The sequence below is a fragment of the Pseudomonas sp. R38(2017) genome, assembly GCF_002112395.1.
GTDB lineage: Bacteria > Pseudomonadota > Gammaproteobacteria > Pseudomonadales > Pseudomonadaceae > Aquipseudomonas.
Genome location: NZ_NEHN01000004.1, coordinates 487308 through 514295 on the forward strand (window position 1 = coordinate 487308; position 26988 = coordinate 514295).

Sequence of the window (26988 nt, forward strand, 5' to 3'; positions counted from 1 at the left end):
TTGTGGGAGCGGCGAGCAGACATGCCCGCGAAGGCGGCTTCGCGGGCAGCGCACGATGGCGGGTCTTAGAACACCGAGACGTAATCGCCCAGTTCGACCTGTACCGATTTGATGCGAGTGAAGTTGTTCAGCGAGCTGATGCCGTTCTCACGACCAACGCCCGACTGCTTGTAACCGCCAACCGGCATTTTTGCGTCGGACTCGCCCCAGGCGTTGATCCAGCAGATACCGGCTTCCAGTTGGTGAATCACGCGGTGGGCGCGGTTCAGGTCGCGGGTGACGATACCGGCGGCCAGGCCGAAGTCGGTGTCGTTGGCGCGGCGGATCACTTCTTCTTCGGTTTCGTAGGTCAGGATCGCCATCACCGGGCCAAAGATTTCTTCACGGACGATGGTCATGTCGTCGGTGCAGTCGGTGAACACGGTCGGAGCCACGAACGCGCCCTTGGCGAATTCGCCGTCGGTCATGCGCTCGCCGCCGCACAGAACGCGGGCGCCTTCTTCTTTACCCTTGGCGATGTAGCCCAGCACGTTTTCCATGTGAGCGAAGCTGACCAGAGGGCCGAAGTTGGTGTTTTCGTCTTCCGGGTTGCCAACGCGGATGCGGGCAACGCGCTCGACGATCTTGGCTTCGAAAGCGGCTTTCAGGTGGCTCGGAACGAACACGCGAGTGCCGTTGGTGCAGACCTGACCGGAGCTGTAGAAGTTGGCCATCATCGCGGTGTCGGCGGCGCGATCCAGGTCGGCGTCGTCGCAGATGATCAGCGGGGACTTGCCGCCCAGTTCCATGGTCACGTCTTTGAGCGACGAGGCCGAAGCGCTGGCCATGACCTTCTTGCCGGTGTCGGTGCCGCCGGTGAAGGAGACTTTCTCGATGCGCGGGTGCTCGGTCAGCCAGGTGCCGACTTCACGGCCGCTGCCGGTCAGTACGTTGAACACGCCGTTTGGAACGCCGGCTTCGGTGTAGATCTCGGCCAGTTTCAGGGTGGTCAGCGAGGTGACTTCGCTTGGCTTGAAGATCATCGCGTTACCGGCCGCCAGGGCTGGAGCGGATTTCCACAGGGCGATCTGGATCGGGTAGTTCCACGCGCCGATACCGGCGACAACGCCCAGCGGCTCGCGGCGGGTGTAGACGAATGCGGTGTCACGCAGCGGGATCTGCTCGCCTTCGATGGCGGGTACCAGGCCTGCGTAGTATTCCAGCACGTCGGCGCCGGTAACGATGTCGACGTACTTGGTTTCGGAGAAGGCTTTACCGGTGTCCAGGGTTTCCAGGGCGGCCAGTTCATCGTTGCGCTCGCGCAGGATGTCGACGGCGCGACGCAGGATGCGCGAACGCTCCATGGCGGTCATCGCAGCCCAGATTTTCTGGCCCTTTTCGGCGCTGACTACTGCGCGCTCGACGTCTTCCTTGGTCGCACGTTGCACTTGTGCGAGGACTTCACCGTTAGCCGGGTTGATGGCTTCGAAGGTGGCATCGCTGCCGGCGTCGGAGTACGCGCCATCGATGTAGAGTTTTTGCAGTTCGAAACGGGCCATAGTGTCCTCGCAAGTGCATAAGTGGTTGGCGTTGACCACCGCGATCAGGCTGCGGTGGCGTTCAGGGGCCGAGCGTTTTCTGTGTGCTCTAGCTCACCTTCTTGGCCAATTGGAAATCCATGTATTCGTAAGCGATCTGTTGCGCCTGCGCAGTGTCGAAAGCGTCTCCCGACAGCGCGCCGCGCAACCACAAGCCGTCGATGAGAGCTGCCAGTCCACGGGCGGCGCTGCGCGCATCTTCGAGCGGCAACACACGGCGGAACTCGCAGCACAGGTTGGAATACAGACGGTGATCGTTGATCCGCTGCAACCTGTGCAAAGACGGCTGGTGCATGCTGGTGGCCCAGAAGGCCAGCCAGGTTTTCATTGCCGGGCCATTGACCTGGCTGGCGTCGAAGTTGCCTTCGATGATCACCTGCAGATGCGCCCGGGGGCTGCTGTCTGCCAGCGCCTGACGGCGCGCGGTGACGTTCTCGCTGAGGACGCTCATCAGATACCGCATCGTGGCGGCAATCAGGCCGTTCTTGTCCTGAAAATAGTGACTGATGATGCCATTCGAGACACCGGCCAAACGGGCGATCAGCGCAATGCTGGCGTCCCCCATTCCGACCTGATCAACCGCCTGCAAAGTGGCTTCGATCAGTTGTTGGCGGCGGATGGGTTGCATACCGACCTTGGGCATCTTGCACATCTCCTTAGGCCTTCCGGCAGACGAAAAACGGCTGCCGGATTGAGGGCCAGTCTATTTTGTTTTGATTGAACGTTCAATCAACAAAGAATAAGATCTGCGACAAATCGTCGCTGCCTACAGCTTTTTCCTACGTGTAAGTGGCGATAAACCGACATCCGAAAATGCTCGAAACCTGCGCGGGGCAAGGCGCGGTTCGACGTTCGATGGACGTGTTGAATGGGCAAGACGCTCGAGGCCAGGTTTCGGATGAACGTCCGGACCTCGGCCACGACGGCGATTCGCGGTGCCATCTCTGCAGGTTCGGGCTTTTTTCGGGGTGTCTTTATATCACCCGCCGGTCGGCTGCCAACTAACCGATTGGTCGGGTTCCGTGTTGCCTTGTGTTCTTCTCTCGCACTGCCTGGAGCATTTGTGCCATGAGTTCTGCCTCGCTTATAAAGACCCCGCCCGAGAAGGTGACGGTCAACGGTTGGGTGTTCTACACCTCTACCGTGCTGATTCTGTTGTTGACCGCCATTCTGATCATCGCCCCGCAAGAGGCCGGCAGAATGCTGGGAGTGGCTCAGGCCTGGTTGTCCCGCAGCTTCGGCTGGTACTACATGGTGGTGATCGCCGCTTACCTGGTTTTCGTGGTGGGCCTGGCGTTTTCCTCCTACGGCAAACTCAAACTGGGTAGCAAGGACGACACCCCTGATTTCAGCTACGGCGCCTGGGCGGGGATGCTGTTCTCGTCGGGTATCGGTATTTCGCTGCTGTACTTCGGTGCCTCCGAGCCGCTGGATCACTACTTCAACCCACCGGAAGGCGCGTCGGCCACCAACCTGGCGGCACGTCAGGCTGTTCAACTGACCTTCCTGCACTGGGGCCTGCACGGCTGGGCGATCTATGCACTGGTCGGTCTGGCCGTTGCGTACTTTGCCTATCGCCACAACCAGCCGCTGGCCCTGCGTTCGGCGCTGTACCCGCTGGCGGGCGAGCGTTGGGTCAAGGGCGCGGCCGGTCACGCGGTGGACGGTTTCGGCATGTTCGTGACCCTGCTGGGTCTGGTAACCAACCTGGGGATCGGTTCGCTGCAGGTGTCCTCTGGCCTGGAAAACCTGTTCGGCATGGAGCACAGCAACACCAACCTGCTGATCGTGATCATCGTAATGAGCACCGTAGCGACCATCGCTGCCGTGTCCGGCGTGGAAAACGGCATTCGTCGTCTGTCCAACCTCAACATCATCCTGTTCAGCGGCCTGCTGATTTTCGTGCTGCTGTTTGGCCCGACCCTGCACCTGCTCAACGGCTTCGTGCAGAACATCGGCGATTACCTCAACGGCGTGGTCATGAAGACGTTCGACCTGTACGTCTATGAAGGCGACAGTGCCAAGTCCGACCGCTGGCTGGGCCTGTGGACTCTGTTCTACTGGGCATGGTGGATTTCCTGGGCCCCATTCGTAGGCATGTTCATCGCGCGGATTTCCCGTGGTCGTACCGTGCGTGAGCTGGTGGCCGGCGTGCTGCTGATTCCGCTGGGCTTCACCCTGGCGTGGCTGTCGATCTTCGGTAACTCGGCGCTGGATCTGGTGATGAACCATGGGGCGGTGGAGCTTGGCAAGACGGCGCTGGAACAGCCGTCGATGGCGATCTATCAGTTGCTGGAACACTACCCGGCGTCGAAAGTCGTCATCGGTGTATCGATCTTTGTTGGTTTCGTGCTGTTCCTGACCCCGGCCGACTCCGGTGCGGTGATGATGGCCAACCTTTCCTGCAAGGGCGGCACTGTCGATGAAGATGCGCCGCACTGGCTGCGGATCTTCTGGTCGGTCGTGATCACCCTGGTGACCATCGGCCTGCTGTTTGCCGGTAACTTCGAAGCCATGCAGACCATGGTCGTGCTGGCCGGTCTGCCGTTCTCGGTGGTGCTGGTGTTCTTCATGTTCGGCCTGCACAAAGCCATGCGTCAGGACATGCAGATCGAACAGGAGCAAGCGCAACTGGCTGAGCGCGGTCGTCGCGGTTTCAGCGAACGTCTGACGCAGCTGGATCTGCAACCGAGCCAGTCGGTGGTTCAGCGCTTCATGGACAAGCACGTTACCCCGGCGCTGGAAGATGCAGCTGCACAACTGCGTGCGCAAAGCCTGGACGTGCAGACACTGGTGGGTAAATCCAAGCGCTGCATGGGTGTGCGGGTCGAGATGGAAGAGGGTAACCCTTTCGTCTACGAAGTGAGCCTGGACGGCTATCTGGCGACCCCGACCGAATCGGCCCAGTCCGATGAAGCGCGCCAGCGTTACTACCGCGCCGAGGTTTATCTGCACAACGGCAGCCAGGATTACGACCTGATGGGCTTCACGCAGGATCAGATCACTCGCGATGTGCTCGATCAGTTTGAAAGCCATCGGCAGCTCCTTGGCCGGGTCTATAGCTAAGCAATAAAGGGGCGCGGTGTTTCTGTCTGAAACATCGCGTCGCGTTCTTCGCGAGCAAGCTCGCTCCCACAGGTCCCGAGGTGTTCACGCCTGTCCTTGTGGGAGCAGGCTTGCCCGCGATGGGGCCATCAGATGCAAAGATGATTCACTCGATGTCCCAAAACAAAAACGCCGCGATCCTCTCGCGGCGTTTTTGTGTCTGTGGTACTTACCCCAGGTTCTTGCCCAGCAGCGCGTGATACAGCTCGCTGTCCCCCAGAATGCCGACTACTTTGTTGTTGTCGTGCAGCACCAGTTTGTTGCCGGTCTGATAACGAATCTGCAACGCATCGCGCATGCCAATGTTGGAGTCCACCAGCGTCGGACGACGATCGAGGCCTTCCACCGCTTGCCCCGGCACCCAGTTCTGCAGGTCGAGCACCGAACCGTTCTTGCGTGCACCCTTGATGGTGTTGCCTTCGGCCAGATCCAGCCACGAATCGCCACCCGGATCGAGGCACACCGAACCGTTGATGCGTTTGCAGTTGTCCAGGGTGCGCATCAGGCTGCGACCGCAGAGCACGTTCAGCGGATTGGTGTGGGCAACGAAGGTGCGCACGTAGTCGTCCGCAGGATTGAGCACGATCTCTTCCGGTACGCTGTACTGAATGATCCGGCCGTCTTTCATGATCGCGATGCGGCTACCCAGTTTCAGCGCCTCGTCGAGGTCGTGGCTCACGAACACGATGGTCTTGCTCAGCTTGCGCTGCAGTTCCAGCAATTCGTCCTGCAGACCCTGACGGATCAGTGGGTCGAGGGCCGAGAACGGTTCGTCCATCAGCAGAATGTCGGCGTCCATCGCCAGTGCGCGGGCCAGGCCCACACGTTGCTGCATGCCGCCGGACAGTTCGTTGGGTTTCTTGTTGCGCCACTGGGTCAGGCCCACCAGCTCAAGCTTGTCGTCGACCAGCTTGCGACGTTCTTTTTCGGGACGACCCTGCATTTCCAGACCGAAGCTTATGTTCTCGCGCACCGTCAGCCAGGGCATCAGGGCGAACTTCTGGAACACCATCGCAATGCGCTTGGTGCGCATCATTTTCAGTTCGGCCGGGCTGCAGGAGGCGATGTCTATCTGTTTGCCTTCGTGCTCGACGAACAGTTTGCCGCGGCTGACGGTGTTGAGGCCGTTGATGCAGCGCAGCAGGCTGGACTTGCCGGAGCCGGACAGACCCATCAGTACACAGATCTCACCTTTCTCGATATCCAGGCTGGCTTTTTCAACGCCGACAATTTGCCCGGTCTTTTTCAGGATCTCGTTGCGGGTCATGCCCTGATCCAGCAGCTTGAGTGCCTCGCGCGGATCCTTGGCGAAGATAACGTCTACGTTGTCGAAGCGGATTATGCTCATGCGTCACCCCCTACTTTGGCGTCGGGTTGTTTGCAGATACGGTCGAGCATGATCGCCAGCAGTACGATCGCCAGGCCTGCTTCGAAGCCCAGGGCGATATCAGCAGTGTTCAGTGCGTTGACCACCGGTTTGCCGAGTCCGTCGGCGCCCACCAGTGCCGCGATCACCACCATCGACAACGACAGCATGATGCACTGGGTGATGCCGGCCGCGATGCTTGGCATGGCGTGGGGCAGTTCGATCCGTGACAGCAGTTGGCGACGCGAGCAGCCGAAGGCCTTGCCGGCGTCCATCAGTTCTTCCGGGACATCGCGGATGCCCAGGTAGGTCAGGCGGATCGGCGCGGCGATGGCGAACACCACTGTCGAAATCAGGCCTGGCACTACACCCAGCCCGAAGAGGGTCAGGGTAGGAATGAGGTAAACGAAGGTCGGTACGGTCTGCATCAGATCGAGTACCGGACGCATTAAAGTGTAGAACATCGGCTTGTGTGCGGCGACGATGCCCAACGGCACGCCGATGACCACGCAGACCAGGGTCGCGAACATGACCTGGGCGAGGGTTTCCATGGTTTCCTGCCAGTACCCCAGGTTGAGGATCAGCAGGAAGGAGGCGACCACGAACGCGGTCAGGCCCCATTTGCGTTGAATGAAGTGCGCGAGTACAGCGATGAGGCCGATCAACACCAGCGGGTTGAACCAGGTCAGCGCAAACGTCACGCCGTGGATCATCGTTTCCAGTGTCACGGCGATTGCGTCGAAGGTGCTGGCGCCGTGTTGCGTCAGCCATTCAACGAAGCCCGCGATGTACTGGCCTAAAGGGATTTTCTGATCAATCAGCATGGTAGTGAACGTCCGCATGCAAGGAAATAAACAGCCCGGACGGCCGGAGCCGTCCGGCATAAGCGATTACTGATTCAGCTTGGCTTTCACGGCCTCCAGGCCTGGTTTACCGTCAATGGTGGTCACGCCAGCGAGCCAGGTATCGAGTACCTGTGGATTCTTTTTAAGCCAGGCCTTGGCGGCCGCTTCAGGCTTCATCTTGTCGTCCAGGATGTTGCCCATCAGGGTGCTTTCCATGTCGACGGTGAACTCCAGGTTTTTCAGCAGTTGACCGACGTTGCTGCATTCCTCGACGTAGCCCTTGCGGGTGTTGGTCGCGACGGTCGCCGCGCCGAAGTCCGGGCCGAAGAAATCATCGCCGCCAGTCAGGTATTGAATCTTGAAGCGCTTGTTCATCGGGTGCGGTGCCCAGCCGAGGAACACCACGGCGGTGTCGCGTTTCTGCGCACGGTCGACCTGCGAGAGCATGCCCGCCTCGGAAGATTCGACGACTTTGAAGCCGGCGTCTTTCAAGCCGAAGGCGTTCTTGTCGATCATGCTCTGGATCAGGCGGTTGCCGTCGTTGCCAGGTTCGATGCCGTAGATCTTGCCATCGAGTTCTTTCTTGAATTTGGCGATGTCGGCGAAGTCATGCAGACCCTTGTCGTACAGTGCCTGTGGCACGGCGAGGGTGTATTTGGCGCCCTTGAGGTTGGTGCGCACCACTTCGACGGTGCCGGCGTCGCGGTAGGCCTTGATGTCGTTTTCCATGGTCGGCATCCAGTTGCCGAGGAACACGTCCATGTTTTTGCCGTCGGCCAGCGACTTGTAGGTCACGGGCACGGAGATCATGGTGGTTTTGGTCTTGTAGCCGAGGGCGTCGAGCACCACGCTGGTGGTGGCGGTGGTCGCGGTGATGTCGGTCCAGCCGACATCGGAGAAGTTAACGGTACTGCACTGCGCCGGTTCTGCGGCTTGAGCCAGCAGCGGCAGACTCAGCATGGCGGCCAACAACAACGACGGGGAACCTTTCATGGATGGACTCCTTAGTGTTTTTTTTGGCAGTGTTCCGACTGGACCACCGCACTTATAGGTTGCGGTTGGATGGCGTTCTGGAGACAGCTCTACCACGGCGCCTTGCAATCGAGTCGATACGATCATGTACCAGTGAAAATCTGACGCCTACAGGGTGCGTCGTATCCAGTACAGGGATGGTCGCATCCAGTGTCGGTGACGTCGTTTACAGCTTTTTTCAGCCCCGTTTGGCCATCTGAACCGCATAAAAACGGCGAAAACACGGGCGAAAACCGGCACGGCGTTAGTGGGCATGAGTGCGTCGGTGTCAGACGCCGAGCGACCCGAAAAAAGCCTGATGATGCGGGCATTCCGGCGGATCGCAGCTTGAGCGTAGCAGCTCCGCCAGCGGGCGCTTCACGCCCCGGACGGCACTCTCAGGAGCTCTGCATCAATGGCTATCAGCGTTTTCGACCTGTTCAAAATCGGCATCGGCCCGTCCAGTTCTCACACCGTCGGGCCGATGCGCGCCGCGGCGTTGTTCGTCGAGTCTCTGCGCGACAAACACCTGCTGGAGCAAGTGCGTCGAGTCGAGGTGCAATTGTTCGGTTCGTTGTCGGCCACCGGTGTCGGTCATGGCAGCGACAACGCGGTGATCATGGGCCTGATGGGCGAGTGGCCGGACGCAATCGATCCGTCGCAGATCGGCCCACGGATCCAGGCCCTGCGCGAAACTCACACCCTTTTACTGGATGGTCGTTTGTCGGTGCCTTTTATATGGGCTCGCGACATGCGCCTGATCGACGAGAACCTGCCATTCCACCCCAACGCCATGACCCTGGTTGCCGAAGGCGATCACGGCGAGATTCATCGCGACACCTACTATTCGGTCGGCGGCGGTTTCGTGGTCGATGAAGCACAGGCGTCCAGCGGTGTGGTGGATCTGGATTGCACCGAATTGCCGTATGACTTCTCCAGTGCCGTCGAGCTGCTGGAGTTGTGCAAGCAGAACAACCTGCGTGTCGCCGAACTGATGATGGCCAACGAGAAAGTCTGGCGCAGCGAAGAAGAAATCCGCGCCGGGCTGATGAAGCTCTGGCGGGCGATGCAGGATTGCGTCGAGCAGGGCCTCAAGCACGAAGGCATTCTTCCCGGCGGCCTCAATGTGCGTCGGCGTGCGGCGAAACTGCACCGCAGTCTTCAGGAATTGAACAAGCCCAACGTGATCGGCTCGACTCTCAGCGCCATGGAGTGGGTCAACCTGTTCGCCCTGGCGGTGAACGAAGAGAACGCGGCCGGCGGGCGCATGGTCACGGCGCCGACCAACGGCGCAGCCGGGATCATTCCGGCGGTGCTGCACTACTTCATGAAATTCAGCGAAGCGGTGACCGACGCCAATGTGGTCGACTATTTCCTCGGGGCGGCGGCGGTGGGGATTCTGTGCAAGAAGAACGCTTCGATCTCCGGCGCCGAAGTCGGTTGCCAGGGTGAGGTCGGTTCGGCCTGCGCGATGGCGGCGGCGGGGCTGGCGGAAGTGCTCGGTGCCACGCCGGAGCAGTTGTGCAATGCGGCGGAAATCGGCCTGGAGCACAACCTCGGCCTGACCTGCGATCCGGTGGGCGGTCTCGTCCAGGTGCCGTGCATCGAGCGCAATGCGATTGCGGCGGTGAAAGCGATCAACGCGGCACAGATGGCTCTGCGCGGCGATGGTCAGCACTTTATTTCGCTGGACCGAGTGATCCGCACCATGCGCGATACCGGCGCCGACATGCATGACAAATATAAAGAGACTTCACGCGGTGGATTGGCGGTCAGCGCGGTCGAGTGCTGATACACCGACAGCGTCGGACCAGTCAAAACTGCGCACCAAGTGAGCATACGATATAAAACGCGCCACCTTTTGGCGCGTCGCAATCAGATAAGAGTGTTTCCCACCCGCATGGCCGGATTCGCGCTGGCTACCGTCCGTCATCCGTGCCAGCGGTGACACTGTAGGACAATCCCCCGCAGCCCTGTTCCCACAAGTGCTACCGATCTGCTCACGCACGCCGGGGCAGGGCTTTCACCGCCGCTGATGGCACTTCGAACAGCCTTTCGTCGGACGGCTTGTATAGACGCGTCGCGACGTCGTTTTCAGGAGTTATTGAACAGCCATTCAATTTTAGGCATGGCAATTGCTCTGTCATAACAAAGCCCGTCTCACGCAAGAGAACGATGGCAATAACAAGAGCCTCCGCCTGAGGCCATCACCCGCTTTGTGTGAGGAGATACCGCGATGACGTCGTTCAACTCCGGGGCTCAACCCCAGAACCGTGCGCCTCAATCCATCGGCTTTCTGCTGCTGGACAATTTCACGCTGATTTCCCTGGCTTCCGCAGTCGAACCCCTGCGCATGGCCAACCAGTTGTCCGGTCGCGAGCTGTATCGCTGGACCACCCTCACCGTCGACGGTGGCCAAGTCTGGGCCAGTGACGGTCTGCAGATCACCCCCGACGCCTCCATGCACAAAGCCCCGGCCCTAGACACCATCATCGTGTGCGGCGGCATCGGCATTCAACGCACCGTTACCCGTGAACACGTCTCGTGGCTGCAGAGCCAGGCGCGCCAGTCCCGTCGCCTCGGCGCCGTGTGCACCGGCAGTTGGGCCCTGGCCTGCGCCGGCCTGCTCGACGGCTTCGATTGCAGTGTGCACTGGGAATGTCTGGCGGCAATGCAGGAGGCTTTCCCGCGCGTTGCGATGAGCACCCGACTGTTCACCCTCGACCGCAACCGTTTCACCAGCTCCGGCGGCACCGCGCCGCTGGACATGATGCTGCACCTGATCAGCCGTGATCACGGCCGTGAACTGTCCGCCGCGATCTCTGAGATGTTCGTCTACGAGCGCATCCGTAACGAACAGGATCACCAGCGCGTGCCGCTCAAGCACATGCTCGGCACCAACCAGCCGAAACTGCAGGAAATCGTCGCGCTGATGGAAGCCAACCTGGAAGAGCCGATCGACCTCGACGAACTGGCGGTGTACGTCGCCGTGTCTCGTCGCCAGCTCGAGCGCCTGTTCCAGAAATACCTGCACTGTTCGCCGTCGCGCTACTACCTCAAGCTGCGCCTGATCCGTGCCCGGCAACTGCTCAAGCAGACGCCGATGTCGATCATCGAAGTGGCTTCGGTTTGCGGCTTCGTGTCGACGCCGCATTTCTCCAAGTGCTACCGCGAATACTTCGGCATTCCACCGCGTGACGAGCGCGTCGGTTCCAACACCACCCAGCAGGTGGCGATGCTGCCGCTGCCGCAGGCCATCGTGATGTCGCCGCTGTCCGGGCCGATGTCGGCGTTGAGCCAGGCGCGCAACGAGTCGACCTTCGCCAGCGTGCGCCTCTAAAACGAAAGATCGCAGCCTGCGACAGCGCCTTCAGGAAAGGCACTGTCGCAGGCTGCGATCTTTTTTTCGGTCAGATATCAGGCACGGGTCTGCTGGTATTGCGCCAGGGCCGGCAGCAATTGCTTGTCGATGGCTTCGCGCACGATCGGCTGGATGCTCGCGCTGCTTGTGTACATTTGCTTGACCATGGTGCGCAGCGTATTGGCGCGCACATCGTCCAGCCCCCGCACGGCACACTCACAGGCCTGCTGGGCAGACGAGCCCGACGGTACTTCGAATCCCAACGACTTGAGTTGGCCCAACAGGTCTTCCTGATCGATCAAATCGGCATACATCATGACGCGAGTCCTTCTTTGGCAACGGAGGTCGTGACTCGATTCTGGTAGGCCTGTACAGGCACGGCAAGGGCGATTTGTCGCAGTGGCCGCGACGACTATGAACAGGTCGTTTTCGGCTAACTCGCCGGCCAGGGGAGTGGGCACACTGGCCTCAGCTCGCTTCACGAAGGTTTGGTCACCCTCGGCATGGCAGCTCCTCAACAGTACCCTCGCCCCGATCCTGTCACGGCTTGTATCGGGGCTTTTTTTGCCTGCGAATAACTCAGATGCGGTTTAGCGTTGCAACACCAGAATCCGCGACAGCAACTCGTCCCGGTCGATGTAGCAGCCCTGAAAGTGCCGTGCTCCGGTGGTCGGGTCGAACGCGTTGCGCGCGTGCAGGGTGCGGCGGTTATCGAAGCACCACAACTCGCCCGGATTGAGTCGTTGCATCACCCGGAAACGCGGTTCGCGGGTCATGGCAATGAAGCGTCGATACGCTCGATACAGCAGGGGCATCTGCTCCACGGACGTGTCGAATGCGCCGCGCAGGAAGTTGGCCATACGGATTTCCGCGACCCGGCCCAACGCATCCAGGGCGATGATTGGCGCGAGGCAGCGATAGTCGCTGTGGCGGTCCTTGTTGCGAAACTCCACCGGGATCTCGCACAGGGCCTTGAATGATGCGGGATCTTCCTGACGCAACGCTTCGGCAATCGCAAAACCGTCGACGAAAATGCTCTCGCCACCCTCGGCGTCGTTCACCAGACAATGCAGAAATTGCAGCCCCGGTTGCAGCTCGCGGGTCGGCAGGTCGGTGTGCAATGGCAGGTTGAAAGCGGTGTAGGCATTGCTGTCGGCGTCGGCCTTGGATTGCACGTTGAACAGCACGCCGAAATTGCTCTCGCGGATGAACGAAATGCGCTGGGCGATCAGCTTCAGCGAACCGGGTTCGGTGGGCACGCCGCGCACCTGGGTCAGGCCGATGTCGCGTACTGCCAGCAACCATTGCAGCAGCGCAGCGTTGTCGTTCATCAGGGCTGAATAGTCGAACACCGGCAACTGCAAATCGCTGCGCCATAGAAACGGTTTTGGCTTGTTGGCGAGGCGCTCGACACGGGATTCGTCGTCATAGGCGTGGGCCCGCAGCCAACCCGCATCGAAGCGGCTGAGGTGGCCGTCCTGCCAGTCGATGCGCAGGCAGCCGTCGGTGTCGATATGCGCGGCGGAGGGTGACAGATCCGGCGCCGCATCGACGACCTCGAACACCTGCTCGCGGGTGACGCTGTAGACGCATTGCGGACACGGGCAGTTGTCGCGCAGCCAAACGTGGTGGAACGGGCTGACGCGCCCGTCGGCCCATTCGATCAGGACACGATCCACCAGGTTCTGCACGCCGTTCAGCGCGCTGATCAACGGATAAGTACGGAAATCGGCAACTGCGGCGGCGGTTTGCATGGCGGCTCCTTGCGATGGATGGATTTACTGGGCTGGTGGCAGGGCGATGACCCGGCCGATGTAAGCCGGGGCGGACAGGTCGGCCTGCTCGGCGACGATGGCTTGCAGACGGCTCAGGGTGCCCGGGGTGAACGGTGCCGAACGCGGCCCGGCGAGGTCGACGTGCAGCAGCATCTGTTCGTTGCCGGCCAGTTCCTTTTCACCGCCGGCCAGGTGCAGGCTGTGATAGAGATGCAGGCGTTTCTGGTCGTGGCCGATGATCTGCGTGCGCACTTCGACCTCGGCATCGAGCTTCACTTCGTGCAGGTAGTTGAGGTGCAGTTCGAGGGTGAACAGCGAGTTTCCGCTGGCTTCGCGGTTGTTGCTGTCCATGCCGAGACGATCCATCAGGGCGTCGGTGGCGTAGCTGAAGATCAGCAGGTAGAAGGCATCGCGCAGGTGGCCGTTGTAGTCGACCCAGTCGGGGATGATTCTGGTTTGGTAGGTGGTGAGGGTGGGCATGTTTATCTCCGGGCACGAGCGCTCCCACGCTTTGCGTGGGAGCGCTCAATCTGCAATTACTCGCTGAAACTCATTCCATGCTTTTCTTTGGTGGTCTTCACCGCCTCAAGCACCGCCAGCAGACAATCATCACGATAGCGCTCCAGCGCCGAAATACTGTGCCGGCCCAGTTGATCGCTGGTGCCATCCACCACATCGTCGATCAGCTTGTCGGTCAGTTCCGGTGCCGGCAGGTACGTCCACGGCAACTGCAACGCCGGGCCGAACTGCGACATGAAGTGGCGCATGCCGGCATCGCCACCGGCCAGGGTGTAAGTCAGGAACGTACCCATGAACGACCAGCGCAGACCGGCGCCAAAGCGGATCGCATCGTCGATTTCACCGGTGGTCGCCACACCGTCATTGACCAGATGCAGCGCCTCGCGCCACAGCGCTTCGAGCAGGCGGTCGGCGATGAAGCCCGGCACTTCCTTGCGTACATGCAGCGGGCGCATGCCGAGGGATTCGTAGACTTTCATCGCGGCCTGCACGGCCTCCGGTGCGGTGTTCTTGCCGCCGACCACTTCCACCAGCGGCAACAGGTAAACCGGGTTGAACGGGTGGCCGACCACGCAGCGCTCCGGGTGGCTCGAGCTCTCGTAGAACTCGCTCGGCAGCAGGCCCGAAGTGCTGGAGCCAATCAGCGCGTTCGGCTTGGCCGCTGCGCTGATCTTGCTGTGCAGGTCCAGTTTCAGTTCGAGGCGTTCCGGGGCGCTTTCCTGGATGAAGTCCGCATCGCGCACGCACTCTTCGATAGTCGTCACAAAACGCAGGCGATCCTGCGAGGCGCCCGGCGCCAGGCCGTTTTTCTCCAGCGCGCCCCAGGCATTGGCCACGCGTTTGCGCAGGGCCGCTTCGGCACCCGGCGCCGGGTCCCAGGCCACCACGTCGAGGCCATGGGCGAGGGCGCGGGCGACCCAGCCGCTGCCGATGACGCCGCTGCCCAGCGCTGCGAAGGTTTTGATTTCGGTGATAAAGCTCATGGTCACTTCCTGGAATAAGGCAAAAAAACGGTGGGCGCCAATGACCCGCCCACCGGGGGAAAGGGTGTTTTCAGCCGCGCTGGGTCAGGCCCATCTTCTTGCGACCTTCTGCCGGGGTCAGCACCCGGGCGCCGAGGCGGCTGAGGATCTCGGTGGCGCGTTCGACCAGTTGGCCGTTGGTCGCCAGCACGCCTTTGTCCAGCCACAGGTTGTCCTCCAGACCGACCCGCACGTTGCCGCCAAGCAGCACCGCTTGCGCCGCCATCGGCATCTGCATGCGGCCGATGCCGAAGCCCGCCCAAACGGCGTCGGCGGGCAGGTTGTCGACCATGGCTTTCATGGTGGTGGTGTCGGCCGGTGCGCCCCACGGGATGCCCAGGCACAGCTGGAACAGCGGGTTGTCCAGCAGGCCTTCCTTGATCATCTGTTTGGCAAACCACAGGTGACCGGTATCGAAAATCTCCAGCTCCGCCTTCACACCCAGCTCGGTGATGCGCTTGGCACCGGCGCGCAGTTGCGCAGGAGTGGAAACATAAATGGTGTCGCCGTCGCCGAAGTTCAGGGTGCCGCAATCCAGGGTGCAGATTTCCGGCAGCAGCTCTTCGACGTGGGCCAGGCGGGTCAGCGGGCCGACCAGATCGGTGTTCGGGCCGAATTCCATCGGGCTCTCGCCCGGTCCGATCTCCAGGTCGCCACCCATGCCGGCGGTGAGGTTGACGATGATGTCGACGTCGGCTTCGCGGATGCGCTCCATGACTTCGCGGTACAGCGCCACGTCACGGCTGAACTTGCCGGTCTGCGGGTCGCGGACGTGGCAGTGCACGACCGTGGCGCCGGCCTTGGCCGCTTCTACTGCGGCGGCGGCGATTTGCTTCGGGGTGACCGGCACGTGAGGGCTCTTGGCGGTCGTGTCGCCAGCACCGGTGAGTGCGCAGGTGATGATGACGTCGTGGTTCATGGTGCGTTTTCCTTAAGGCGTGATGGGTCTGTTCGCAGCCCTGGGCGGGCTGCGAAGCGGTTCGTTCGTTGCGGTTTATTTGCTGGTGAGCTGGAGGTTTTCAGCCGCCGGTTTGCCATCGAAGGTGGTTACGCCTTCGAGCCAGCGCTGTTTGTCCTGCGGGTGATCCTTGAGCCATTGTCTGGCCGATTCGAAAGCGTCCTTGTGATCGAGCAGCGGCTGCATCATCCGGCTCTCGTCTTCGGCGGTGAACGTCAGGTTGCTCAGCAGGCGACCGACGTTCGGGCATTGTTCGGCGTATTTCGGCGCGGTGACGGTCCACACGGTTGCCATGCCTTCGTTTGGGCCGAGGGCGTCTTCGCTGCCGGTCAGATAAGTCATCTGCACGTTGACGTTCATCGGGTGCGGCGCCCAGCCGAAGAACACCACGGCTTCCTTGCGGCGCACGGCGCGGTCGACGGCGGCGAGCATGCCGGCCTCGCTGGACTCCACGAGCTGGAACTTGCCGAGGCCGAACTGGTTTTTGGCAATCATCGCCTTGATCTGGGTGTTGGCGCCCGAGCCAGGCTCGATGCCGTAGATCTTGCCGCCCAGTTCTTTCTCGAACTTGGCGATATCGGCGAAGGTTTTCAGACCCTTGTCCGCCAGATAGGTCGGCACGGCGAGGGTGGCGCGGGCGTCTTTCAGGCTCGGCGCCGGAAGAACCTTGACCTGATTGGCATCGACGAATGGGGTGATGGTCTGGGTCATCAGCGGGTTCCAGTAGCCGAGGAACAGATCCAGACGCTGGTCGCGGATGCCGGCGAAGATGATTTGCTGAGAGGCGCTGGTTTGTTTGGTGCTGTAGCCGAGCCCGTCGAGCAGAACCTGGGTCATGGCGCTGGTGGCGATCACGTCGGTCCAGTTCACCACACCCATGCGCACGTTCTGGCACGACGCAGGTTCGGCCGCCATGACACTGGCGCTTAAAAACGCGGTACCGCTGAGTGCGAGAACACAGCTGCTGATCAGTCGTTTCATGTCGGGTTCCTCGGCAGGTCGTTATTGTGGGTTCCGGCATCTGTCGTGCCGGTGATGCCAAATTACGCAGCAATGCACCGATGAAAACGCACTGCGGCGACCAGCTCTTGCACTGCAGCGACCTGTGCTCTTGAATGCCGCCGACAACTGGCGTATCAACGTTGCACGCTACCCGCTAACCGAGTGCGCGCCATGTCCCAGGATTTCTACTTTCTGTTGATGCCGGGTTTTTCCGCCATCGGTTTCATCTCTGCGATCGAACCGCTGCGGGTGGCCAACCGCTTTCGCGGCGAGTTGTATCGCTGGCACGTCTTGAGCGCCGATGGCGGGGCGGTGCTGGCGAGCAACGGGATGTCGGTCAACGCCGATGCGGCGCTGGAGCCGCTGAAGAAAGGGGCGACGTTGCTGGTGGTCGCCGGTTTCGAACCCCTGAAATTCGCCACCCCGGCGCTGGAGCATTGGCTGCGACGGCTGGACAACGAAGGTGTGACCCTCGGCGCCATCGATACCGGCAGCTTCGTCCTCGCCGAGGCGGGCCTGCTCGATGGCCATCGCCTGACCCTGCACTGGGAAGCCATCGACGCCTTCAAGGAATCTTATCCACAGCTCAGCGTCACTCAGGAGCTGTTCGAGATCGACCGTCGGCGCATCACCTCCGCCGGCGGTACCGCTTCCATCGACCTGATGCTCGACCTGATCGCCCAGGCCCACGGCCCGCAACTGGCGATCCAGGTCAGCGAGCAATTCGTGCTCGGCCGCATTCGTCCGCGCAAGGACCACCAGCGCATGGAAGTCGCCACGCGTTACGGCATCAGCAACAAGAAGCTGGTGCATGTGATCGGCGAAATGGAGCAGCACAGCGAACCGCCGCTGACCACCCTGGAGCTGGCGGAGTCGATCAAGGTGACGCGGCGGCAACTGGAGCGGTTGTTCCGCCTGCACCTGAACGACACACCGAGCAATTTCTATCTGCGGCTAAGGCTGGAAAAGGCCCGGCAGCTGTTGCGCCAGACTGACATGAGCGTGCTGGAAGTCAGCATCGCCTGCGGGTTTGAATCGCCGTCCTATTTCACCCGCAGCTATCGGGCGAAGTTTGCACGGTGTCCACGAGAGGACCGGCGACGGGAGGCCGTTTGACGAACGATTATAGTTAATTATACTTTTAGGTATAAATTACAGTCGTTTGAATAATTGAGTGTAAAACCATGTCCAGAAACAACGGCTTCGTCTTCCGCCGCCCGGCCCTGGCACGCAGTGTTGCCGATGGCCTGGTGGGTGCAGGTCTGCAGGATTTTACCTCCGGCCTTTTTCTGGCAGCGCCGCGTCGCACGGGCAAAAGTACCTTTCTGCGGGAGGACCTGATCCCGGAATGCCAGGCCCGAGGCTGGCTGACGGTTTACGTCGACCTGTGGGCCGACAAGGAAAAAGACCCTGCCGACTTGATCGCCAGTGCCATTGCTGGCGCGTTGATCCCTTTTGAAAAGGGCATCCGCAAACTGGCGAAGAATATCGGCATCGAAAAACTCAGCTTTCTGCGCACCTTGTCCTGGGATTTCACCAAGCCGCAACTGCCGGCCGGTGCGACCCTGACTCAAGCGCTGGAACTGCTCCACAGCGCCGCTGAAAAGCCTGTAGTGCTGGTGATCGACGAGGCCCAGCACGCGCTCACCACCGCCGCAGGCATCAACGCGATGTTTGCCCTGAAGGCTGCGCGGGATCAGCTCAATCAGGGGCGTGAAGGCGAGGGCAGCGGTTTGCATCTGGTATTCACCGGTTCCAATCGCGACAAGCTCGCCCATCTGGTGCTGGGCAAAAGCCAACCGTTTTTCGGCTCGAGCATCACACCCTTTCCATTGCTGGGAAAAGAGTTCACCCAAGCGTACACCTTGCACCTCAACGCCCATCTGGCCGAGACCAACCAGTTCAGTGCGGCTGATATTGACGATGCCTTTGAGTTGGTCGGGCGGCGCCCGGAAATGTTGCGCACCATTATTGGTGAAGTGGCACTGGAGCTGGGCGAGGCCAGCAATCTGGGGCAGTTGTTGCAGAGCCGTGCCGAATTGTTGCGCGCAGGTGTGTGGAGCGAGTTCGAGAGTGCATGGAACAATCTGACAATTCCCCAGCGCGCCGTACTGGAAGTGATGGTGGAGCGCTCACGAAACAACGAGCCTTTTGCACCGTTTACCGATAGCACGCTTATGGCCGTCAGCAAGGCACTGGAGAATCTGGGCAGCGACGTGGTGCCGGGCACCCAGACCATTCAGGCCTGTATCGATGCCCTGCGCGACAAGGAGCTGGTGTGGAAGTCGAGTCGTGGTGGCTATGCGCTGGAAGACAAGTCCTTCGGCGACTGGCTGAGCGCGTGCAAAGCGGGCTAGTTACTTCTTCACCAATGCCGAGCACGCTGCCTTGTAGGCTTCATGCTGATACTTGTTAAGCGTGCCCGGCAGCTCGAAATTGTGCTTCTTGGCCTGGGCATTGATTGTCTGCGGCGACAGCAGCGTCACCTCGCAACCGTCCAGCAACTGAAACACGCCCTCGATCTTGAACGTGGTCGGCCCACCGGCAAACTCGCCCTTCTTGCTGCGCTTCTTGATCGCGATGCGATCAATCGAGTTCTCGCGCACGAACGACGCCACTTGTGCGGCGAACAGTTTGACGTTGGCCGCCTCGTCGTCATCGTCCAGCGCGATTTTCCTGGTGTTCAAAGCGACATGGCTCAACACCGAACCGTCGAGGGACGCCACGGCGATGATCGCTTCACTGCCTTTGATTTCGATACCGCAGATGTTCATGTGAATCCCTTGATTGGCTGAGGAGGTGCAGCTTACAGCTCAAGCCCTCACTCCTGGCCTATCGACTCCAAAAACTCCGACCGCTCATCACTCATCCGCGCCACGCAATCGTTCTGCGCAATCTTGAACGCCTTGCTGCCGTCCGTCGCCGGGAAGGCTTCGACGGCGCAGTCGGCGTCGCGGGTTTTCAGCCATTGTTGCTGGGCGGTCTTGAGTTTTGCGGTGATGTCGGTCAGTTGCGCCGGGTTCTTGCCGTAGGTCGCCTGCATGCGCTCGTTCAGGCTTTTGTAGTTGTCCTTGAGCAGGTCTTCGGCGGTGGTGCGGCTGTAGGTCGAGCACTCCAGGGTCTGGACGTCGTTTTCCACCGCGTCGCACGGGTTGTTGTCGGACTCTTCGGCGGCGTGTACGCCGGTCGCAATCAGTGCCAAAGCCAGGAAGATCGATTTCATTGATGTCGCCGCTCTAATCCAGTGGTGTTTCCGAGATGCGGCAGATTCTGGCTCAAGCTCGCGGGCTTGAACAGGTGGCTGGTCGGACCGGTTGGCGACGCTTTGTCGCGGATTGACGCTTTCGGCAATTCCCCTGTCGTTTTTGCACCCGGCTGGTCGCGCACCGAGGCATATGCTGGCCCCAAAGCGCCGGCAGACGATTCGGCGCATGAATCGCCAATAAGGGGACGCCTGATGAGCCCAGCCGAATTACACGCCGACAGCATCGTTATCGACGGTCTGATCATTGCCAAATGGAACCGCGAGCTGTTCGAAGACATGCGCAAGGGCGGTCTGACGGCGGCCAACTGCACCGTGTCGGTGTGGGAGGGCTTTCAGGCTACGGTCAACAACATCGCCGCCAGCCAGAAACTGATCCGCGAAAACAGCGACCTGGTGATCCCCGTCCGCACCACCGCCGACATCCGCAAGGCCAAGGAGCAGGGCAAGACCGGCATCCTCTTCGGCTTCCAGAACGCCCATGCGTTCGAAGACCAGATCGGCTATGTCGAGGTGTTCAAGCAGCTCGGCGTCGGCATCGTGCAGATGTGCTACAACACCCAGAACCTGGTGGGTACCGGTTGCTACGAACGTGACGGCGGCCTGTCGGGCTTCGGTCGCGAAATCGTCGCCGAGATGAACCGTGTCGGCGTCATGTGCGACCTGTCCCACGTCGGCTCCAAGACCTCCGAGGAAGTCATCCTCGAATCGAAAAAACCGGTCTGCTATTCCCACTGTCTGCCGTCGGGGCTGAAAGAGCACCCGCGCAACAAGTCCGATGAAGAGCTTAAGTTTATTGCTGACCACGGCGGTTTCGTCGGCGTGACCATGTTCGCGCCGTTCCTGGCCAAGGGCATCGATTCGACCATCGACGACTACGCCGAAGCCATCGAATACACCATGAACATCGTCGGCGAAGACGCCATCGGCATCGGCACCGACTTCACCCAGGGGCACGGTCAGGACTTCTTCGAATACCTGACCCACGACAAGGGCTACGCCCGCCGTCTGACCAACTTCGGCAAGATCATCAACCCGCTGGGCATCCGTACCGTCGGCGAGTTCCCGAACCTGACCGAAACCCTGCTCAAGCGCGGCCACTCCGAACGAGTCGTGCGCAAGATCATGGGCGAAAACTGGGTCAACGTCCTTAAGGACGTCTGGGGCGAATAAGCCGCCGCTTCCCGAATACTTTCCCCCGGCCGTCCGCGCCGGGGGCAACACCAAAATTTTTCTGGAGTTAAGTTTCCATGGCCAAGATCGCCCCGCAATTGCCTATTGAAGTCGACAGCGAGACCGGTGTCTGGACCTCCGACGCCCTGCCGATGCTGTACGTGCCACGGCATTTCTTCGTCAACAACCACATGGGCATCGAGGAAGTGCTGGGCGCCGAGGCCTATGCCGAAATCCTCTACAAGGCCGGCTACAAATCCGCCTGGCACTGGTGTGAAAAAGAGGCCGAGTGCCACGGTCTGGAAGGCGTCGCGGTGTTCGAGCACTACATGAAGCGCCTGTCGCAGCGCGGCTGGGGCCTGTTCAAGATCCAGGACATCGACCTCGACAAAGGCACCGCCAGCGTCAAGCTCGAACACTCGGCGTTCGTCTACGTCTACGGCAAGGTCGGACGCAAGGTCGACTACATGTTCACCGGCTGGTTCGCCGGGGCGATGGATCAGATCCTCGCCGCTCGCGGCAGCAAGATCCGCACCGTGGCCGAGCAGGTCTACGGTGGCTCCGAAGAAGGCCACGACGACGGCCTGTTCACCGTCAAGCCGTTGTAAGTCGAGGAACCCGCCATGGCTTTCGAAGCAATGTTCCAGCCGATCCAGATCGGCAAACTGACCATCCGCAACCGCGTGCTCAGCACCGCGCACGCCGAGGTCTACGCGACCGACGGCGGCATGACCACCGAACGGTACGTCAAGTATTACGAAGAGAAAGCCAAGGGCGGCATCGGCCTGGCGATCTGTGGCGGTTCGTCCGTGGTGGCGATCGACAGCCCGCAGCAATGGTGGAGCTCGGTGAACCTGTCCACCGACCGGATCATCCCGCACTTCCAGAATCTCGCCGACGCCATGCACAAGCATGGCGCCAAGATCATGATCCAGATTACCCACATGGGCCGTCGCTCCCGTTGGGACGGTTTCCACTGGCCGACCCTGATGTCGCCGTCGGGCATCCGTGAACCGGTGCACCGCGCCACCTGCAAGACCATCGAGCCGGAAGAAATCTGGCGGGTGATCGGCAACTACGCGCAAGCGGCACGCCGCGCCAAGGCCGGTGGTCTGGACGGCGTCGAACTGTCGGCCGTGCACCAGCACATGATCGACCAGTTCTGGAGCCCGCGGGTCAACAAGCGTACCGACGAATGGGGCGGCACCTTTGAAGGCCGGATGAAGTTCGGCCTGGAAGTGTTGAAAGCCGTGCGCGCCGAAGTCGGTGACGACTTCTGCGTCGGCATGCGTATCTGCGGCGACGAGTTCCACCCCGACGGTCTGTCCCACGAAGACATGAAGCAGATCGCCAAGTATTACGATGACACCGGCATGCTCGATTTCATCGGCGTCGTCGGCTCGGGTTGCGACACCCACAACACCCTGGCCAACGTGATTCCGAACATGAGTTATCCACCGGAGCCATTCCTGCACCTGGCGGCCGGAATCAAGGAAGTGGTCAAGGTTCCGGTGCTGCACGCGCAGAACATCAAGGACCCGAACCAGGCCACGCGGATTCTGGAGGGTGGTTACGTCGACATGGTCGGCATGACCCGCGCCCACATCGCCGATCCGCACCTGATCGCGAAGATCAAGATGGGCCAGGTCGACCAGATCAAACAGTGCGTCGGCGCCAACTACTGCATCGACCGCCAGTACCAGGGTCTGGACGTGCTGTGCATCCAGAACGCCGCGACCTCCCGTGAATATATGGGTGTGCCGCACATCATCGAGAAATCCACCGGGCCGAAACGCAAGGTGGTGATCGTCGGTGCCGGCCCGGCGGGGATGGAAGCTGCCCGTGTGGCAGCCGAACGTGGCCATGACGTGACCCTGTTCGAGAAGAAAGAATTCATCGGCGGGCAGATCACCACGGCCTCGAAAGCGCCGCAGCGTGACCAGATCGCCGGGATCACCCGCTGGTTCCAGCTGGAGCTGGCGCGGCTGAAAGTCGACCTGCGTCTGGGTACTGCCGCAGATGCCGACACCATCATGGACCTGCGTCCGGACATCGTGGTGCTGGCCGTTGGCGGTCATCCGTACCTGGAGCAGAACGAGCACTGGGGTGCCGCCGAAGGGCTGGTGGTCAGCAGCTGGGACGTGCTCGACGGCAAGGTCGCGCCAGGCAAGAACGTGCTGGTCTACGACACCATTTGCGAGTTTACCGGGATGTCGGTGGCCGACTTCCTCGCCGACAAGGGCAGCCAGGTCGAGATCGTCACCGACGACATCAAGCCGGGCGTGGCCATCGGCGGTACATCGTTCCCGACCTACTACCGCAGCATGTACCCGAAAGAAGTGATCATGACCGGCGACATGATGCTGGAGAAGGTCTACCGCGAAGGCGACAAACTCGTCGCCGTGCTGGAGAACGAATACACCGGCGCCAAAGAGGAGCGGGTGGTGGATCAGGTGGTCGTCGAGAACGGCGTGCGTCCGGACGAAGAGATCTACTACGCGCTGAAGGACGGCTCGCGCAACAAGGGTCAGATCGATGTCGAGGCTCTGTTTGCGATCCAGCCGCAACCTTCGTTGAGCAGCAATGGCGACGGTTACCTGCTGTTCCGCATCGGTGACTGCGTGGCGCAGCGTAATACCCACGCTGCGATCTATGACGCCCTGCGGTTGTGCAAAGACTTCTAAAGATTTGCACATGACCCTGTGGGAGCGGGCTTGCCCGCGAATGCATTCTGTCAGTCACCGCTGCATCGACTGACCCGGCGCTTTCGCGAGCCAGCTCGCTCCCACAGGAACACGCTGAACGTGTTTCTCCAGGCTGTACTGGTGGGAGCTTCACCATGTTGAACACCCTTCTTCCAATCCTGTTGTTCGCAGCCCTGGCCCTCGCGGTGCTGGGGGCGTTGCGGCGGGTGGCCATGTGGCGTCGGGGCCGGGCCTCGAAGGTCGACCTGATCGGCGGCCTGTTCGCCATGCCCAAGCGTTACATGGTCGATCTGCACCACGTGGTGGCGCGGGACAAATACATCGCCAACACCCACGTCGCCACGGCGGGCGGGGCGGTGGCGTCGATCGTGCTGGCGATTCTGGTCCACGGTTTCGGCCTGCATAACCGCATTCTTGGCTACGCGTTGCTGCTGATGACGGCGGTGATGTTCGTCGGGGCGATCTTCGTTTATCGGCGTCGCCTCAACCCGCCGTCGCGGCTGTCGAAAGGCCCGTGGATGCGCTTGCCGAAAAGCCTGCTGGCGTTCTCGGCCTCGTTCTTCCTGGTGACCTTGCCGGTGGCCGGGATCCTGCCGGAGAACTTCGGTGGCTGGGTGCTCGCAACGATTCTCGGACTTGCTGTGTTGTGGGGTGTGTCGGAACTGTTCTTCGGCATGACCTGGGGCGGTCCGATGAAACACGCCTTCGCCGGTGCCTTGCACCTGGCCTGGCACCGCCGCGCCGAACGCTTCGGCGGCGGCCGTTCCACCGGTTTGAAGCCGCTGGACTTGAATGATCCGACCGCGCCGCTGGGTGTGGAAAAGCCCAAGGATTTCACCTGGAACCAGCTGCTCGGTTTCGACGCCTGCGTGCAGTGCGGCAAGTGCGAAGCGGCGTGCCCGGCGTTCGCCGCCGGCCAGCCGCTGAACCCGAAAAAACTGATTCAGGACATGGTCGTCGGTCTTGCCGGCGGCACCGATGCCCAGTTCGCCGGCAGTCCTTATCCGGGCAAACCGGTGGGCGAACACAGCGGTAATCCGCATCAACCGATCGTCAACGGTCTGGTGGATGCCGAAACCTTGTGGTCGTGCACCACCTGCCGCGCCTGCGTCGAGGAATGCCCGATGATGATCGAGCACGTCGATGCCATCGTCGACATGCGTCGTCACCTGACTCTGGAAAAAGGCGCGACCCCGAACAAGGGCGCCGAAGTCCTGGAAAACCTGATTGCTACCGACAACCCTGGCGGTTTTGACCCGGGCGGGAGGATGAACTGGGCGGCGGACCTGAACCTCAATCTGCTCAGCGAGAAGAAGTCCACCGACGTGCTGTTCTGGGTCGGCGACGGCGCCTTCGACATGCGCAATCAACGCACCTTGCGCGCCTTCGTCAAAGTGCTGAAAGCGGCCAAGGTCGACTTCGCGGTGCTCGGGCTGGAGGAACGTGATAGCGGCGACGTGGCCCGACGTCTTGGCGACGAAGCAACGTTCCAGTTGCTCGCCAAACGCAATATCCAGACTCTGGCCAAATACAGCTTCAACCGCATCGTCACCTGCGATCCACACAGCTTCCACGTGCTGAAAAACGAGTACGGCGCGTTCGACGGCAACTACCTCGTGCAGCACCACAGCACTTATCTGGCGGAAATCATCCAGGCCGGCGCGCTGAACCTCGGTCAGCACAAAGGCAACAGCGTGACCTATCACGATCCGTGCTACCTCGGTCGTTACAACGGCGAGTACGAGGCGCCGCGCGAAGTGCTGCGCGCCCTCGGCATCGAGGTGAAAGAGATGCAACGTTCCGGCTTCCGTTCGCGTTGCTGCGGCGGCGGTGGCGGGGCGCCGATCACCGACATTCCGGGCAAACAGCGGATCCCCGACATGCGCATGGAAGACATCCGCGAGACCGGCGCCGAACTGGTGGCCGTGGGTTGTCCACAGTGCACGGCGATGCTTGAAGGCGTGGTCGAACCGCGTCCGCTGATCAAGGACATCGCCGAACTGGTGGCCGATGCGCTGCTTGAAGACGCTGCGCCGAACAAGCCTGCCACCCCGGCCAAACGTGAACCTGCGGAGGCCCACTGATGAGCGACATTATCCGCCGTGACCCTCGCGCCGAATGGATCGCACGCAACCGACTGCACCCATTGCACGCGGCCATGCAACCGGCGCAACACAGTTGGATGGGGCCCAACGGGATCATCCGCAAGAACCTGCACGGCATCGGCTTTATCGGGCCGAACGGTATCAAGCGCATCGACCGCAGCGGTGCGCAACAGGGCGGCTCGGCCAAGCGCTCGGCCGCCGTTGAAGTGCAATTGCCGCTGCATCAGGTGCCGGCACCGGCGTTCTACATCAGCGTGGTGCCGGACATGGTCGGCGGCCGTTTGAGCAGCCACGACCGCGACCTGCTGGGCCTGGCTCATCAACTGGCCGGCAGCGACGGTGCGGTACTTGCCGTGGTATTCGGCGAGCACAAGGAAAACGCTTTCGCCACGGCCGGCGTTGACCGCTTGCTGGTGCTCGAAGGCGAAGAGTTCAACGGTTATGCACCGGAGCAACGCATCCAGGGCCTGCGGGCTGTGGATAACCAGTTCAACCCGCGTCACTGGCTGCTGCCGGACAGCCGCAGCGGTGGCGGCGAACTCGGTCGGCGCTTTGCCGCTGCACTGGGCGAGCGCCCGGCCACACGGGTGTGGCAGGTCAAGGGTCAGCAATGCATCGGTCGCGCCGGTGCCGGGTTGCAGGATCTTGCCCGTTCGGTCGCACGGCTGATTCTGGCGTCCGCCGAATGTGCCGAACCGGTCAGCGAAACCCGTCACGAAGCGTTGCCGGTGGAGTTATCCACACCCGTGGCGCGCAGCCTGTCGCGGATCGAGGATCTGGGTGCCGTAGCGGTGGACCCGGCGGCGATTCCGATGGCCGAAGCCGAGTTCATCTTCTCCGGTGGCAACGGGGTCAAGGACTGGGAGCTTTTCCACAAGACCGCCGCCGCTCTCGGCGCCACCGAAGGCGCCTCGCGGGTGGCCGTGGACGACGGCTTTATGACCCGCGACCGCCAGGTCGGTGCGTCCGGCACCTGGGTCACGGCGCGGGTTTACGTGGCCGTGGGAATTTCCGGGGCGATCCAGCACCTGCAGGGCATCGGTGCGTGCGACAAGGTGGTGGCGATCAACCTCGATCCGGGCTGCGACATGATCAAGCGTGCCGACCTGTCGGTGATCGGCGAAAGCGCGGAAATTCTTCAGGCCTTGATCGCGGCGGTAGAGGCCTACCGCAACGAAGCCAAGCGCGATGCGGCTTAAGGA

The 26988-nt window shown here is 61.3% G+C and carries 23 protein-coding genes; 10 read left to right on the top strand and 13 right to left on the bottom strand.

Features of this window, described 5'->3' with window-relative positions; all coding sequences use genetic code 11:
• Window positions 1-65 precede the first annotated feature (65 nt).
• Window positions 66-1538 carry a betaine-aldehyde dehydrogenase gene (gene betB / locus CAF87_RS12210; protein WP_085731628.1) on the bottom strand — a complete coding sequence of 491 codons (1473 nt, stop codon included), beginning with the start codon at window positions 1536-1538 and terminating at the stop codon, window positions 66-68.
• 88 nt (window positions 1539-1626) lie between these two features.
• The gene (gene betI / locus CAF87_RS12215) at window positions 1627-2220 is read right to left on the bottom strand and encodes a transcriptional regulator BetI (RefSeq protein ID WP_085731629.1); all 594 of its coding nucleotides are present in this window, start codon (window positions 2218-2220) and stop codon (window positions 1627-1629) included.
• A gap of 425 nt (window positions 2221-2645) precedes the next feature.
• On the opposite strand from betI, the gene betT reads away from it, so the two are divergent.
• A complete protein-coding gene (gene betT / locus CAF87_RS12220) occupies window positions 2646-4643 on the top strand; it encodes a choline BCCT transporter BetT (RefSeq protein ID WP_085731630.1) in 1998 nt (665 codons plus the stop codon).
• 208 nt (window positions 4644-4851) lie between these two features.
• On the opposite strand, the gene choV is transcribed toward betT, so the two are convergent.
• The 3 genes from choV to CAF87_RS12235 form a co-directional block, all read right to left on the bottom strand.
• Entirely contained in the window at window positions 4852-6030 is a 1179-nt protein-coding gene (gene choV / locus CAF87_RS12225; protein ID WP_085731631.1) for a choline ABC transporter ATP-binding protein, read from the bottom strand.
• The gene (gene choW, locus CAF87_RS12230; RefSeq protein WP_085731632.1) at window positions 6027-6872 is read right to left on the bottom strand and encodes a choline ABC transporter permease subunit; all 846 of its coding nucleotides are present in this window, start codon (window positions 6870-6872) and stop codon (window positions 6027-6029) included. The genes choV and choW overlap by 4 nt, the downstream gene beginning before the upstream one ends.
• 66 nt (window positions 6873-6938) lie before the next feature.
• Entirely contained in the window at window positions 6939-7886 is a 948-nt protein-coding gene (locus CAF87_RS12235) for a choline ABC transporter substrate-binding protein (RefSeq protein ID WP_085709140.1), read from the bottom strand.
• A gap of 433 nt (window positions 7887-8319) precedes the next feature.
• Here CAF87_RS12235 and CAF87_RS12240 point away from each other — a divergent pair, with 433 nt between their 5' ends.
• Both CAF87_RS12240 and CAF87_RS12245 read left to right on the top strand, forming a co-directional pair.
• Entirely contained in the window at window positions 8320-9696 is a 1377-nt protein-coding gene (locus CAF87_RS12240) for an L-serine ammonia-lyase (RefSeq protein ID WP_085731633.1), read from the top strand.
• 444 nt (window positions 9697-10140) lie between these two features.
• On the top strand, window positions 10141-11244 hold the full coding sequence (locus CAF87_RS12245; RefSeq protein WP_065260190.1) for a GlxA family transcriptional regulator: 1104 nt from the start codon (window positions 10141-10143) through the stop codon (window positions 11242-11244).
• Window positions 11245-11321: 77 nt separating this feature from the next.
• Here CAF87_RS12245 and CAF87_RS12250 read toward each other — a convergent pair whose 3' ends face one another.
• The 6 genes from CAF87_RS12250 to CAF87_RS12275 form a co-directional block, all read right to left on the bottom strand.
• Entirely contained in the window at window positions 11322-11582 is a 261-nt protein-coding gene (locus CAF87_RS12250; RefSeq protein WP_085731634.1) for a hypothetical protein, read from the bottom strand.
• Between the two features lie 273 nt (window positions 11583-11855).
• A complete protein-coding gene (locus tag CAF87_RS12255; protein WP_085731635.1) occupies window positions 11856-13019 on the bottom strand; it encodes a gamma-butyrobetaine dioxygenase in 1164 nt (387 codons plus the stop codon).
• 24 nt (window positions 13020-13043) lie between these two features.
• The gene (locus tag CAF87_RS12260) at window positions 13044-13520 is read right to left on the bottom strand and encodes a thioesterase family protein (protein WP_085731636.1); all 477 of its coding nucleotides are present in this window, start codon (window positions 13518-13520) and stop codon (window positions 13044-13046) included.
• Window positions 13521-13576: 56 nt separating this feature from the next.
• Window positions 13577-14542: an L-carnitine dehydrogenase gene (locus CAF87_RS12265; protein ID WP_085731637.1), complete on the bottom strand. Its 966-nt coding sequence runs from the start codon at window positions 14540-14542 to the stop codon at window positions 13577-13579.
• A 70-nt stretch (window positions 14543-14612) separates the two neighbouring features.
• A complete protein-coding gene (locus tag CAF87_RS12270; protein ID WP_039768000.1) occupies window positions 14613-15500 on the bottom strand; it encodes a 3-keto-5-aminohexanoate cleavage protein in 888 nt (295 codons plus the stop codon).
• Window positions 15501-15575: 75 nt separating this feature from the next.
• A complete protein-coding gene (locus tag CAF87_RS12275; RefSeq protein WP_085731638.1) occupies window positions 15576-16520 on the bottom strand; it encodes a choline ABC transporter substrate-binding protein in 945 nt (314 codons plus the stop codon).
• 192 nt (window positions 16521-16712) lie between these two features.
• Between CAF87_RS12275 and CAF87_RS12280 the strand changes: the two genes are divergently transcribed.
• Together CAF87_RS12280 and CAF87_RS12285 are read left to right on the top strand one after the other, a co-directional pair.
• Window positions 16713-17657 (top strand): GlxA family transcriptional regulator, encoded by a 945-nt coding sequence (locus CAF87_RS12280; protein ID WP_011336294.1) that lies wholly within the window; start codon window positions 16713-16715, stop codon window positions 17655-17657.
• Between the two features lie 68 nt (window positions 17658-17725).
• Window positions 17726-18898: a hypothetical protein gene (locus tag CAF87_RS12285; RefSeq protein WP_085731639.1), complete on the top strand. Its 1173-nt coding sequence runs from the start codon at window positions 17726-17728 to the stop codon at window positions 18896-18898.
• Here the strand turns inward: CAF87_RS12285 and CAF87_RS12290 are convergent, their stop codons facing one another.
• Both CAF87_RS12290 and CAF87_RS12295 read right to left on the bottom strand, forming a co-directional pair.
• The gene (locus CAF87_RS12290) at window positions 18899-19315 is read right to left on the bottom strand and encodes a DUF3010 family protein (protein ID WP_085731640.1); all 417 of its coding nucleotides are present in this window, start codon (window positions 19313-19315) and stop codon (window positions 18899-18901) included.
• Window positions 19316-19362: 47 nt separating this feature from the next.
• Window positions 19363-19764, bottom strand: a complete 402-nt coding sequence (locus tag CAF87_RS12295; protein ID WP_085731742.1) for a lysozyme inhibitor LprI family protein — start codon at window positions 19762-19764, stop codon at window positions 19363-19365.
• Between the two features lie 234 nt (window positions 19765-19998).
• Between CAF87_RS12295 and CAF87_RS12300 the strand changes: the two genes are divergently transcribed.
• The 5 genes from CAF87_RS12300 to CAF87_RS12320 all read left to right on the top strand — a co-directional run bounded on the left by CAF87_RS12300 (window position 19999) and on the right by CAF87_RS12320 (window position 26985).
• Window positions 19999-20976, top strand: a complete 978-nt coding sequence (locus CAF87_RS12300; RefSeq protein ID WP_007959776.1) for a dipeptidase — start codon at window positions 19999-20001, stop codon at window positions 20974-20976.
• 77 nt (window positions 20977-21053) lie between these two features.
• Entirely contained in the window at window positions 21054-21584 is a 531-nt protein-coding gene (locus CAF87_RS12305; protein ID WP_003228980.1) for a DUF5943 domain-containing protein, read from the top strand.
• 15 nt (window positions 21585-21599) lie between these two features.
• Window positions 21600-23660, top strand: coding sequence for a dimethylglycine demethylation protein DgcA (gene dgcA / locus CAF87_RS12310; RefSeq protein ID WP_085688582.1), 2061 nt, complete (start codon window positions 21600-21602; stop codon window positions 23658-23660).
• Window positions 23661-23815: 155 nt separating this feature from the next.
• Window positions 23816-25765, top strand: coding sequence for a dimethylglycine demethylation protein DgcB (dgcB, locus tag CAF87_RS12315; RefSeq protein ID WP_085731641.1), 1950 nt, complete (start codon window positions 23816-23818; stop codon window positions 25763-25765).
• On the top strand, window positions 25765-26985 hold the full coding sequence (locus CAF87_RS12320; RefSeq protein ID WP_085731642.1) for an electron transfer flavoprotein subunit alpha/FixB family protein: 1221 nt from the start codon (window positions 25765-25767) through the stop codon (window positions 26983-26985). Before dgcB ends, CAF87_RS12320 begins: the two co-directional genes overlap by 1 nt.
• The last annotated feature ends 3 nt before the right edge of the window (window positions 26986-26988 follow it).

Bases quoted from the DNA above. Each gene is read 5' to 3' on its own strand.
- betB (WP_085731628.1), bottom strand. From the start codon at position 1,538: ATGGCCCGTTTCGAACTGCAAAAACTCTACATCGATGGCGCGTACTCC.
- betI (WP_085731629.1), bottom strand. From the start codon at position 2,220: ATGCCCAAGGTCGGTATGCAACCCATCCGCCGCCAACAACTGATCGAA.
- betT (WP_085731630.1), top strand. From the start codon at position 2,646: ATGAGTTCTGCCTCGCTTATAAAGACCCCGCCCGAGAAGGTGACGGTC.
- choV (WP_085731631.1), bottom strand. From the start codon at position 6,030: ATGAGCATAATCCGCTTCGACAACGTAGACGTTATCTTCGCCAAGGAT.
- choW (WP_085731632.1), bottom strand. From the start codon at position 6,872: ATGCTGATTGATCAGAAAATCCCTTTAGGCCAGTACATCGCGGGCTTC.
- CAF87_RS12235 (WP_085709140.1), bottom strand. From the start codon at position 7,886: ATGAAAGGTTCCCCGTCGTTGTTGTTGGCCGCCATGCTGAGTCTGCCG.
- CAF87_RS12240 (WP_085731633.1), top strand. From the start codon at position 8,320: ATGGCTATCAGCGTTTTCGACCTGTTCAAAATCGGCATCGGCCCGTCC.
- CAF87_RS12245 (WP_065260190.1), top strand. From the start codon at position 10,141: ATGACGTCGTTCAACTCCGGGGCTCAACCCCAGAACCGTGCGCCTCAA.
- CAF87_RS12250 (WP_085731634.1), bottom strand. From the start codon at position 11,582: ATGATGTATGCCGATTTGATCGATCAGGAAGACCTGTTGGGCCAACTC.
- CAF87_RS12255 (WP_085731635.1), bottom strand. From the start codon at position 13,019: ATGCAAACCGCCGCCGCAGTTGCCGATTTCCGTACTTATCCGTTGATC.
- CAF87_RS12260 (WP_085731636.1), bottom strand. From the start codon at position 13,520: ATGCCCACCCTCACCACCTACCAAACCAGAATCATCCCCGACTGGGTC.
- CAF87_RS12265 (WP_085731637.1), bottom strand. From the start codon at position 14,542: ATGAGCTTTATCACCGAAATCAAAACCTTCGCAGCGCTGGGCAGCGGC.
- CAF87_RS12270 (WP_039768000.1), bottom strand. From the start codon at position 15,500: ATGAACCACGACGTCATCATCACCTGCGCACTCACCGGTGCTGGCGAC.
- CAF87_RS12275 (WP_085731638.1), bottom strand. From the start codon at position 16,520: ATGAAACGACTGATCAGCAGCTGTGTTCTCGCACTCAGCGGTACCGCG.
- CAF87_RS12280 (WP_011336294.1), top strand. From the start codon at position 16,713: ATGTCCCAGGATTTCTACTTTCTGTTGATGCCGGGTTTTTCCGCCATC.
- CAF87_RS12285 (WP_085731639.1), top strand. From the start codon at position 17,726: ATGTCCAGAAACAACGGCTTCGTCTTCCGCCGCCCGGCCCTGGCACGC.
- CAF87_RS12290 (WP_085731640.1), bottom strand. From the start codon at position 19,315: ATGAACATCTGCGGTATCGAAATCAAAGGCAGTGAAGCGATCATCGCC.
- CAF87_RS12295 (WP_085731742.1), bottom strand. From the start codon at position 19,764: ATGAAATCGATCTTCCTGGCTTTGGCACTGATTGCGACCGGCGTACAC.
- CAF87_RS12300 (WP_007959776.1), top strand. From the start codon at position 19,999: ATGAGCCCAGCCGAATTACACGCCGACAGCATCGTTATCGACGGTCTG.
- CAF87_RS12305 (WP_003228980.1), top strand. From the start codon at position 21,054: ATGGCCAAGATCGCCCCGCAATTGCCTATTGAAGTCGACAGCGAGACC.
- dgcA (WP_085688582.1), top strand. From the start codon at position 21,600: ATGGCTTTCGAAGCAATGTTCCAGCCGATCCAGATCGGCAAACTGACC.
- dgcB (WP_085731641.1), top strand. From the start codon at position 23,816: ATGTTGAACACCCTTCTTCCAATCCTGTTGTTCGCAGCCCTGGCCCTC.
- CAF87_RS12320 (WP_085731642.1), top strand. From the start codon at position 25,765: ATGAGCGACATTATCCGCCGTGACCCTCGCGCCGAATGGATCGCACGC.